Here is a 10718-nt window from a genome sequence, read left to right as displayed (position 1 = left end):
CCGCACCACCCGCCCGCTTCCGCCTAGCGCGTCAGCCCGACGCCCACACGCAGGCGGGTGGTGCGGCGGCGATAGTCGAGCAAGTTCTCGCCGTAACCGGCAAAGCCCGAGCCGAACACGTACAGCCCCAGCCGCTCCACCCCGAGCGCCTCCAGCGGATAGGAGACGTCGGCGGTGATCGATCCCTTGCCCGATCCGGGGTTGAAGCGGGTGTTGGTGGTCAGCCGCAGGCCGTCGTCCTCGCCGATTTCGGCGAACAGGCCTGTGTTGCCGCGATAGCGCCGGATGTCGGGATTGTCCTCGAGGCTGCCGAAATAGGCCCACACGCGCGGCCCCACGCTCAGCCGGTAGCGGCCGAGATCGAACGAGGCGACCGGCTGCACATACAGCATGTTGAGGCTGCGCGATTCCAGCCCGTCGCGCCCGTTCGATTCGTGGCGGATGCCGGCCTGCCCGCCCAGCCACAGGTTGCCCCCCACCTTGTTGGCGGGCACGAGGTAGAACAGCTCGGGCATGTAATCGACATTGCGGAACGGCGTTGATTTCGCCCCCAGATCCCAGAACAGCCGCTGGGTGTAGGCGAAGTGGAGGCCCTCCAGCCCCGGCAGCCCCTGCCCGTCGCTGCCCTTCGCCGGGGAGAACAGGCGATACTTGAAGCTGACCTGGATACGCGCATCTGTATTGGTGCCGAACCCGGTGACGGCATAGATCGGATCGTACACCGAAAGCCGCGTGGCATAGGCGTTGCCCGTATCGGGATCGGCGGACTCGAACGCCGGCCGGGCGGCGACCGGCGCGGCCGTGGCGACCTGGACCGGCGCATCGGCGGCTACCGGCCCGGCGAACGCCAACGCGGTGGCACCGAGCGACGGGGCGGAGAGCGTGAGCGGCTGGTCCGTCGACAGATCGGCCGGCAGCCGCAGTGCATAGCCAAGCTGGACGAAACCGCCTGCCGGGATCGGCGTGGCGGCCGGCGGGGCGACAAGGCTCAGCGCCACCGGCCACGTCCGGGCGCCGGCCGACAACGTCGCGGCGATCTGCCGGGGCGGGTCGGCCCGTTCGGGGATGGCGCCGTCGTTGAGCAGGGTGAGCCGTACCGTCACGGTTTCGCCGTTGCGCGGGGCGCCGTCGATGCCGCTCAACACCGGCTGCACCGCCGCCATGGCAGGCATCGAAAGGCATGCCGCCGTCAGCGACCCCAGCCATGCCAGCCGCGCCGTTGCCCGAAATCCGTTCGTCATGCCGTTTCCTGATCCACTGCCGAGCCCGATGCATCGTCGGGCGCGATGACCCTCCTTAGATTGTGCAGCGCAACAGGGATAGTCGCCCCGGCGCGCGGGGGCACCGGGGCGACATCACGTCATTCGGTGGGAAAGCCGCGCTTCTTCAGCAGCGCCTTCACGTCCGGATCGCGACCGCGGAAGGCGCGATAGGCTTCCGCGCGGTCGGTTTCGTTGCCGGTGGACAGCAGCACCTTGGCGAACCGATCGGCCGTTGCCTTGTCCCACGGGCTGCCCGCCTCGGTGAAGGCCGCCCACGTATCGGCACCCATCGTGTCGGACCACAGGTAGCTGTAGTAGCCGGCCGAATAGGCGTCGCTGGAGAATAGGTGGCCGAACTGCGGCAGCCGATGGCGCATCACGATCTGCTTCGGCATCCCGATCTTCGCCAGCGTCGCCTTCTCGAACGCATCGGGATCGACCACGCCGTCCGGGATCAGATGCAGGTCCATGTCGACGATGGCCGACGCCAGATATTCGACCGTGGAGAAGCCCTGGTTGAACGTGTCGGCCTTCTTCACCTTGTCGATCAGTGCCTGCGGGATCGGCGCGCCCGTCTGGTAATGGCGGGCGAACTTGTCCAGCACGGCGGGCGTCAGCAGCCAGTTTTCGTTCACCTGGCTGGGGAACTCCACGAAATCGCGCGGCACGTTGGCGAGGCCGGGGTAGTTCACCCGCTGGAGCATGTAGTGGATCGCGTGGCCGAACTCGTGGAACAGCGTGCTGGCGTCATCGAGGCTGATGAGCACCGGCTGGCCCGCCGCTGCCTTGGTGAAGTTGTTGTTGTTCGACACGATCGCGGTCTGCGGCGTGGGGAAACCGCGTTGCGCGCGATAGGTGTCCATCCACGCGCCCGAACGCTTGCCGGTGCGGGCGAAATAATCGCCGTAGAACAGCGCGACATGCCTGCCGGCGGGGTCGGTCACGTCCCACACCCGCACGTTCGGCTCGAACACCGGCACCGTGCCGGTGATCTCCTTGAACTGCAGCCCGTAAAGCTGCCCGGCGGCCCAGAAGGACGCCTTTATCATGTTGTTCAGCTCGAAATACGGCTTCAGTTCGGCCTGGTTGATGTCGAACTTCGCCTTGCGGACCTTCTCCATGTAGAAGCGGTAGTCCCACGGCTCGATCACGATCTTCGCTGTGCCCTTCGCCTCGGCGTCGGCCAGCGCCTGCATGTCGGCGACTTCCTCCTTCACGCGGCCCACGGCGGCGGGCCACACGCGCATCATCAGCGCCTGCGCCTTGGCGGGATCGACCGCCATCGTGTCCTGCATCCGGTAGGCGGCGTGGTTGGGGAAGCCGAGCAGCTTCGCCCGGTCCGCCCGCAGCTTCACGATCTTCGCGATGATCGCGTTCGTGTCGTTGGCATCGCCGTTGTCGCCGCGATCGACGAACTTGCGCCACACCGCCTCGCGCAGCGCACGGTCCGTGCCGAAGGTGAGCAGCGGATCGACCGCCGAGCGGGTGTTCTTGATCGCCCAGCCCGGCTGCCTGCGCTCCGCCGCCTCGGCCTTGTACGCCGCCTTCACGCTGTCCGGCACGCCCGCCAGCTTAGCCTCGTCCGTCACCGACACGGCGGTGCTTTCGTCGGCGAGCAGGCGTTGGCCGAATTGCGTGAACAGGCCGGCAAGCTGCTGGTTGATCGTGGAAAGCTGCTGCTTCTGCGCCGGGTTCAGCCGTGCGCCCTCCCGCACGAAACGCTGCCAGGTGCGGGTGAGCAGGCGCTGCTGCCTGGCATCCAGCCCGGCGGACGCGCGCTTCCGGTACACCGCGTCGATGCGGGCGAACAGCTTGGGGTCCAGCGTGATCTCGTCGCGCACCGCGCTCAGCTTCGGGCTCCACTCGGCGTCCAGCGCCTCATAGGCGGGCGTGCTCATGTTCGAGGTCTCGACGCCGAACAGCGTCTCCACCCGATCCAGCGTCTCGCCGGATTTCTCCAGCGCCTCGATCGTGTTGGCGAAGGTGGCGGGTCTGGTGTCGTCGGCGATCGCGCGCACTTCGCGACGCAGGTCGGCGATCGCGGCATCGAACGCGGGCGGGAACTGAGCGGGCGTCACCGTGCTCCACGGCGGCACTCCGTCATAGGGGCCGGTCCACGGCGCGGTGAGATCGGTGGCGCGGGGGGCCGCGGCGGGTGCCGGGGCGGGCTGTGCCTGTGCGGCGGTGCCGAGGGCCAGCAGGCTGGCGGCGATCAGATAGCGATGGTGCAAGGAAAGTCCCCTGACAGGTGGGTGCAGGCCGTTGCCACGCACATGGATCGTGCGACGCCGGCCCGGATGACCCGGCATAGCGCGCCCCGCCACGAATGTCGCGCGGTGTGGAATGTCGGGCGCTTGTAACGACTTGAGGGCGACTGGAGCGGGCCGCAGATCCGCCGGGTGAGGCCCATGGCACTCACCGTCGGCCGACGCCATGCTCGACACCGCTCCGAAATCGGCGCATCCGCACGGCGGGCGACCTCACGGGATAGTGGCTGTGGACCTGCTGGTGGTGGATAACGACGCGGGCTTCGCGGGCAAGCTGGCGGACGATCTGCGCGGCCTCGACCATGGCGTGACGATCGCGGCGGATGCCCCGGCCGCCCTCCACTCCCTCGACCGGCAGGCGCATGACGCGGTGATCCTCGGCTGGGCGTTGCCCGGGCTGGATGGGCTGGCGATGCTGCGCCAGTTGCGCGCGCAGGGGATGACGGTGCCGGTCATCCTGCTCAGCACGCGGGGCCGCACGATCGACAAGGTCGAGGCGCTGCGGGCCGGGGCGGACGATTACATGGTCCGGCCGGCGGAGACGGAGGAGCTTGACGCCCGCCTCCTCGCCGTGGTGCGCGGCCGCCGCTGGCGATCGGATGGGGACACGATCCGCGCCGGCGACATCCTCGTCAGCCCCGGCCGGATGCAGGCGTGGCGCGACGGCGTACCGCTGGACCTCGGCGTCACGGAGTTCGGCCTGCTGGCCGCGTTGGCCCGCGATGCCGGATCGGTGGTGACGCGCATCGCCCTGCTCCGGCGGGTGTGGGGGCATGACGCCGCGCCCGCGACGAACATCCTCGACGCCTACGTCTATCGCCTGCGGGCAAGGCTGGCGATGCCGGGCCGGCCAGACCCGATCGTCACGCGGCGCGGCATCGGCTACCTGCTGCGGACATGAAAAGGGCCGGGGTGCCATGCCCCCCGGCCCTGTCTCATCGCCGTGCGACCCCCGGCATGAGCCGGAGGACACCAGTCATCAGAAGCGGACGGTCGCCTCGATGCCGTAGGTGCGCGGCGCGTTGAAGTTGCCGTAGTCGCCCAGCACGTTGTTGACGCTGCCGGACAGGATGTTGGTCGTCGGCGCGCCCGGCAGGCTGTTCGAGGGATCCCGGCGGAACACATAATCCTTGTCGAGCAGGTTGCGGCCCCACACCGCCACCGTCAGCTTCTCGTCGCCGTTGCCGACGGCGATGTCGGCCAGCGAGATGCGGCCGTTCATGAGGAAGGACGCATCGTTCTTCGTCGCGAACTGGTCGAACGCCTGGGTGGCCTGCGAGTAGTTGGCGTCGAGGTGGAAGCGCAGCTTGGTGTCGCCGCCGCCCACCGGCAGTTCATAGTCGATCGCGCCGCTGGCCGCGTTGCGCGGCGTGTAGACGATGTAGAAGCGCTGGAGCACCGTGGTACGAGACGTTTCCACCCCGGCGGCGTTGCGCTGGATGTTGACGATCGGGACCAGCGGGATGTTGGTGTAGGTGTAGGCATAGGAGGCGTTCAGCGTCAGCCCCTCGACCGGGTTGACCGTGACGTCCGCCTCGATCCCGCGGATCTTGGTGGTGCCGGCGGCATTGATCGTGACGAGGTTGTTGAAGCTGCTGTTGTTCTGGAACTGGATGGTGCTGATGTCGACCTGGCTGTCCTTGCGGTCCATGATGTAGCCGGCCAGGTTGATGCGGACACGACGATCGAACAGGTCGGCCTTGAGCCCCACCTCGTAGGACTTCACGTCCTCCGGATCGAACGCCTGATAGTTGGACGTGCGCGAGCTGGCACCGCCGGCGCGGTAGCCGGTCGCGTATTTGGCATAGCCGTGCAGCGTGTCGCTGAAATCGAACGCCACCGTCGCCATCGGGTTGAAGCGGTTCCATGTCTCGTCGAGCGGGGTGTAGCCGTTCGCCGCCGCCGCCACCGGGTTGGTGACGTAGTTGACGTTGCGCGAGAAGAGCAGCGCGCCCTTCTTCTTGTCGCTGGTGTAGCGGCCACCGGCGGTCAGGTGCAGACGGTCGGTCACGTTCCAGGTCGCCTGGCCGTAGGCGGCGTAGCTCTTGGACTTCACGGCCGAGGCGCGGTCGATCGAACGGCAACCCGGCTGCGAGCCGGCACCGACGCCGGCGATCGTGAGGCAGGGATCGAGCACGACATACTGATAACCCGTGGTCTGCCCGGCGGTGGTGTAGCCCTGGATCGCCAGCGAGTTCGGCGTCGCGGCATCGTCCGACACGCGCTCGTTGAAGTAGAACAGGCCGGCGACGTAATCGACCGTGCCGAGCGAACCGACCGCCTGCAGTTCCTGGCTGAACTGGTCCTGGCTCAGGTTGGCGAGGCTGTAGCGGCTGAAGTTGCAGGCGGTGCCGGTGCAGCCCGGCGATACGATCGGCGGGCGATGCGCGCCGCCGCTGTTGTCCCACTGGGTCGCCGTCACGCCGCGCCATGCGGTGATCGAGCGCAGCTCCAGATCGGGCGTCACCTTCCACTTCAGCGAGTTGGTGAAGCCGTGGGTCTTGTCGACGCTCGGTTGCTGCGGCACGCCGATGTCGGCGACCTTCTGGCGCTTGTCACCCTCGATCACCACGCCCGGCAGCACCGGCTTCACGGTGCCGGTCAGCGCCGTATAGGACGTGCCCGGCAGCGCACAGTTCGGGCTTGCCGCCTGCGTGCCCGCCACGCAGTTGTTCGGGTTGAAGTTCAGCAGCTGGCTGTAGAACGGCGAGTTGGAGTCGCGGCCGTTGTCGTAGGAGAAGTCGTTGGTGATCTCCGGCGTGGGCTGCCAGCGCACGGCGGCGCGGAAGGCCTGCCGGTCGTAATAGCCCCAGCCGGTCTGGCCGGCGAGCGGGTTCTTGGTGATGGCATCCTGATGCTGGATGACGCCGTCCAGCTTCACGCTGAAGCCGTGGAATTCGGGCAGATCGAGATGCGCCTCGGAATTGTACGAGCCGTAGTTGCCGATGCTGCCGGACACGCGCCCGCCGAACTTGCCCGACGGGCCCTTCGTCACGATGCTGAGCGCGCCGCCCTCGGTGTTGCGGCCGAACAGCGTGCCCTGCGGACCTTTTAGCACCTCGATCCGCTCCACGTCGAACAGCGCGGCGTTCAGGCCGTGCTGGCGGCCGAGATAGACGCCGTCGACATAGACGCCGACGCCCTGCTCGCGGGCGGGCTGGTTCGCGTCGAGCGGCACGATGCCGCGGATGCCCAGGGTGAGCGCGCTCTGACGGGCCTCGAACGGGGCGATGCGCAGCGAGGGGATCGCGCCGTCGCCGAGATCGAACAGGCTCTGCACGTGGCGATCCTTGATCGCCTGCGTGTTGAGCACGTTGATGGCGATCGGGGTCCGCTGGAGGTTCGTCTCGCGCTTGGTGGCGGTGACGACGATGTCGGTCAGCCCGACGGCCTCGGTTTCAGCGGCGGGAGCAGCCATGTCGGCGGCGGCATATTGCACCGGCCGCGCGGCATCGACCGCCCGCTGTGCAGCGGCCGGCGGCGTCACGGCATCCTGCGCCACGGCGGGCGCGGCGAGAAGAAGAATGGTCGCGCAGCCGGTCATCAACTGTGCGCGGCGGATAAGCTGGTTCGACATGGACGCCCCCTTTGTTCTGTGGGGCGGCGGCTAGACGAGACGTGGGTCGGGGATATGACGCAGCGATGAAACGTTGTGCGCGCGACTTTCATCTTCGCGTCATGTGTCACAGGGTGAGACGGGTGCTGGACGAAGGATGGCGGTAGCCCCTCCTTCGCCACGCCACGCCCGACAAAGAGGGTCGGCGGCGTGGTGGCTATCCATTTGCCCCGCCCGGGCGGCTGTGAAACCGTCTCGGCGTGGTGATGCAGACCGCCAGTGTCGTCACACCTCCAGCGTGGTGCGGACACTGCGGCGGACGAACTCGGCGGTCCCGCCGAAAATCAGGTGCGAGGCATAGCCATAGAGATTGGTCGGCACGTCCGATTTCCATGGCGCCGGCCCGAGGCCCGCCGCCGGCACGGCCGCCTCGTCGAGCAAGGTGGCGGTCACGATCCCAAAGGCGGCGCCATGGCCGGCGGTGACGGCGGGGCGGAACTCGGCTGCGACGGCGTAGACGATGCCCAGCCCGCTCCCCAGCACATAATGGATCGACTGGCCGCCCAGCGGCTTGTCCGCCTCCGGAACGGGCCTGCCGACGACACGCAGGGCGATGGCGTCGGCCGCCTGTTCCGTCGCAGGCTCCCCGTCGCCGCCCTCATCGTCGGAGGAGAGTGCGGCGACGGCTGCCTGAAAGCGGTCCATCACGAACGATGCCGCGACACCCGCAACGATGCCGGTCAGGACGCCACGCAGGATGCGCGCGGAGTTGCTGTCATCGCTTGGCGTATCGCTCATCTCTCACCTTCATCTGCTTTAAGCTGCGTCAGGACGGCGAGCCGCACGACGGCCGGGTCGCCAGCCGGTCGACGACGCGCCGTCCCGTGCCTCAGGCGCTCGCTGCCTGCTCGGCGTGCCTGCCCTCGGCGAACTCCTCGACGAGCTTGGCGCAGAACGCCGGCAGGTCGTCCGGGTCGCGGCTGGTGACGAGGCCCTTGTCCACCACCACTTCCTGATCCACCCAGGTGCCGCCCGCGTTACGGATGTCGGTTTGCAGCGTGGCGAACGAGGTGAGCGTGCGCCCCTTGAGCACATCGGCTTCCACCAGCGTCCAAGGTGCGTGGCAGATCGCGGCGACCGGCTTTTCCTGCGCAAAGAAATCGTGGACGAAGGCGACGACCTGCTTCGATCCACGCAGCTTGTCCGCCCCCACGCTGCCGCCGGGGATGATGAGTCCGTCGAAATCCGCCGCCGAGACGTCGCCGATCGCCTTGTCGACGGCAAAGCTCTTGCCGGGATCGAGATCGTTGTTGACCGACTGCGCCTCGCCAGCCTCCAGCCCGACGACGGTGACGGTCCCGCCGGCCGCCTCGACGGCGGCCTTGGGTTTGGCGAACTCCGGCTCCTCGGTGCCGCGCGGGGCGATGAGGATGGCGATCTTTTTGCCTTCGAGTGTCATGTTCTTTCCTTTGTAGAATGAGGCGCGTTGCGTCGACGCGTCAGGCGGCCGGCTCGTGATACGGGCAGCCGTTCACCCGCGCGCGGAAGTCGGCGGAGTGGCGATAGGGCTCGTTGCGGGCACGGTTGATGTTGCCGAGCGGCTGGTGCGCGGCGATGCCGGTCCACACGCTGAAGCGTGTTTCCTCATCGATCTGTTGCACCTGCGCCGGATCCCAGCTGTCCTGCGGCGCGGCGCGGAGGGTGCCGACCTTCAGGAAAGGCGCCTCCTCCTCGTCCCACTCCACGGTCGGGTCTTCCACCGGCTGCTTGTCGAGATTGCGGCAGAGCTGAACGCGGAAATCCCATTCCGCACGGAAGTTGCGCATCTCGGCCTGCACATCCTCGCGGATCGCATCCTCGCGCCCGTCGACCTTGATCGTCTCGCCGGTGAGCGCCGTCATCTCCGGCGCGACGGGAGCGAGGCTGAACTTGGCGATATAGTCGCCGTAGCGGAACGGGGTGACGCTGTAATAGGTCTCGCCCAGCGGCTCCACGTTCGGCGCGCCGCCCAGCGAGTTGATCGCCGCGCTCTCGATGCCGACCGTCTCCAGCGCGCTGCTGACGCCGCGCAGGACGGAGGACAACACCTTCTTCGTGCCCTCCAGCCGGTCGGTCGTCTTCGCCAGCATCTTTAGGTTGCCGAGGAACTTGTCCGCCGTCTTCGCCTGGAAGACGGTGCCGTTGACCATGACGAAATCCTGCGCGCTCCCCTCCGATCCCGGCAGGCGCGCGCCCTCCACGTCGAACACCTTCAGCGCCAGCCCGCGCGGCAGGCTGATCGCATCGGGCAGCACGTCGCCGGCATTGGTGGACAGGCGGAGCAGTGCCTTGTGCGTGCCCGGCGTGGCGAACAACCCTTGCGCCAGCTCCGGCGGCAGATCGGCGTCCACGGTCAATTCCCCAACGAGAACGCCGTGCGACTTGGCATGAACCGAGCGTACCGCGTGGCCGTAATCCTCCGCCGTCCGTTCGAGGATGACGTCGAAGGTGGAACACAACTGCTGGATGGTTTCCTGCTCGTCGGGCTGGATGTCCTCGATATCGGGCTGGTAGCGAACGGGGGCGTCGGTCATCTGAATCTCCTGTCGAACGGGATCGGCGGGGGCATCACTGCCGCCCCCGCCGTCCGGGTCAGCGGCGTGCAGGCACCGCGAAGGCCGCCTTCAGCCGGGCGACGGCCAGATCGTTGGCGTCCTTCGCCCCGCGCACCACCTTGGCCATGCCGAAGAACTCGTGCGTGACGCCCGGGAACGTCTTCTGTTCCACCTTTACGCCCGCTGTCCGCATGGCTGCCGCCAGCGTCTCGCCGTCGGACCGGAGCGGATCGATCTGCGCGTTGATGATCGTCGTCGGCGGCAGGCCGCGCAGGTTGGCGGCGACGAGGTTCAGGCGGGGATCCTGCGCATCGGCAGCATTGGCCTGGTAATAATGGCCGAACCACTTGAGCATCGCGCCGTTCAGCGGCTTGGCGTTCGCCGAATCCCTGCGCGACGGCAGCGTCATGCTGCTGTTGGCGATCGGATAGACCGAAACGATGTGGCGCGGCACCGTCAGGCCGTTGTCGCGTGCGTAGATGGCAGTCGCCACCGCGAGGTTTCCGCCGGCGCTTTCGCCCGCGACCGCGATTTTCGCCGGGTCACCGCCCCACTTGGCCGCATTCTGCAGCGTCCAGCGATAGGCGGCCGCCGCGTCGTCGTGCTGCGCCGGGAACTTGAACTCGGGCGCGTGGCGATATTCGACCGAGACGACGATCGCGTTCAGCGCCTTGGCCATCGCACGCGGCGCCGCGTCGTAGGTGGCGACATCGGCGATCACCCAGCCGCCACCGTGATAATAGACGATGACCGGCAGCCTGGCGTCGCCCGCCGGTGCGGCGGCCGGCTTGTAGATGCGGGCGAACTGCTTGGGATCGGACCCGTAGGGAACGTCCTGCGTGGTCACGGCGGCATCCGGCGCGGTCGACATGCCCTTCTGCGCCATCACGGCCTTCGCACCATCGGCGGCGGACGGCTGGACACGCGCCTCGGCGGGGGTCAGCGTCTCGATCGGCTTGCCGCCGAGGCCGGCCAGCGCATCCAGCACCGCCTGCATGTCGGGCGAGGCCTTGGGCGGCTGCACGGCGGTGGCGGGCGG

At 68.0% G+C, this 10718-nt stretch carries 8 protein-coding genes; 1 reads left to right on the top strand and 7 read right to left on the bottom strand.

Translation table 11 applies throughout. The annotated features are described in order from the left end of the window. Positions 1–23: 23 nt before the first annotated feature. Both FOY91_RS18885 and FOY91_RS18880 read right to left on the bottom strand, forming a co-directional pair. On the bottom strand, positions 24–1241 hold the full coding sequence (locus FOY91_RS18885; protein ID WP_145155236.1) for a phospholipase A: 1218 nt from the start codon (positions 1239–1241) through the stop codon (positions 24–26). A 119-nt stretch (positions 1242–1360) separates the two neighbouring features. After that, positions 1361–3493, bottom strand: coding sequence for a M3 family metallopeptidase (locus tag FOY91_RS18880; RefSeq protein WP_145155234.1), 2133 nt, complete (start codon positions 3491–3493; stop codon positions 1361–1363). Between the two features lie 265 nt (positions 3494–3758). On the opposite strand from FOY91_RS18880, the gene FOY91_RS18875 reads away from it, so the two are divergent. Next, complete coding sequence (locus FOY91_RS18875) at positions 3759–4430, top strand: response regulator transcription factor (RefSeq protein ID WP_145155232.1); 672 nt, start codon at positions 3759–3761, stop codon at positions 4428–4430. A gap of 78 nt (positions 4431–4508) precedes the next feature. On the opposite strand, the gene FOY91_RS18870 is transcribed toward FOY91_RS18875, so the two are convergent. The 5 genes from FOY91_RS18870 to FOY91_RS18850 all read right to left on the bottom strand — a co-directional run. Continuing rightward, positions 4509–7106 carry a TonB-dependent receptor gene (locus FOY91_RS18870; protein ID WP_145155230.1) on the bottom strand — a complete coding sequence of 866 codons (2598 nt, stop codon included), beginning with the start codon at positions 7104–7106 and terminating at the stop codon, positions 4509–4511. 264 nt (positions 7107–7370) lie between these two features. After that, positions 7371–7883, bottom strand: coding sequence for a DUF1440 domain-containing protein (locus FOY91_RS18865; protein WP_145155228.1), 513 nt, complete (start codon positions 7881–7883; stop codon positions 7371–7373). Between the two features lie 91 nt (positions 7884–7974). Further along, positions 7975–8544, bottom strand: a complete 570-nt coding sequence (locus tag FOY91_RS18860) for a type 1 glutamine amidotransferase domain-containing protein (protein ID WP_145155226.1) — start codon at positions 8542–8544, stop codon at positions 7975–7977. Between the two features lie 40 nt (positions 8545–8584). Beyond that, on the bottom strand, positions 8585–9658 hold the full coding sequence (locus FOY91_RS18855; RefSeq protein ID WP_145155224.1) for a catalase family protein: 1074 nt from the start codon (positions 9656–9658) through the stop codon (positions 8585–8587). A gap of 58 nt (positions 9659–9716) precedes the next feature. Then, on the bottom strand, positions 9717–10718 hold a 1002-nt coding region (locus tag FOY91_RS18850), incomplete at its 5' end, for an alpha/beta hydrolase (RefSeq protein ID WP_203234632.1).

This window comes from Alterirhizorhabdus solaris, assembly GCF_007785815.1.
GTDB lineage: Bacteria > Pseudomonadota > Alphaproteobacteria > Sphingomonadales > Sphingomonadaceae > Alterirhizorhabdus > Alterirhizorhabdus solaris.
The sequence above is the reverse complement of the archived record's forward strand: the minus strand, read 5'-3'. Positions and strand labels throughout refer to the sequence as shown.

Excerpts from the sequence above, each read along its gene's own strand:
- FOY91_RS18885 (WP_145155236.1), bottom strand. The coding sequence starts at position 1,241 with ATGACGAACGGATTTCGGGCAACGGCGCGGCTGGCATGGCTGGGGTCG.
- FOY91_RS18870 (WP_145155230.1), bottom strand. The coding sequence starts at position 7,106 with ATGTCGAACCAGCTTATCCGCCGCGCACAGTTGATGACCGGCTGCGCG.
- FOY91_RS18865 (WP_145155228.1), bottom strand. The coding sequence starts at position 7,883 with ATGAGCGATACGCCAAGCGATGACAGCAACTCCGCGCGCATCCTGCGT.
- FOY91_RS18860 (WP_145155226.1), bottom strand. The coding sequence starts at position 8,544 with ATGACACTCGAAGGCAAAAAGATCGCCATCCTCATCGCCCCGCGCGGC.
- FOY91_RS18855 (WP_145155224.1), bottom strand. The coding sequence starts at position 9,658 with ATGACCGACGCCCCCGTTCGCTACCAGCCCGATATCGAGGACATCCAG.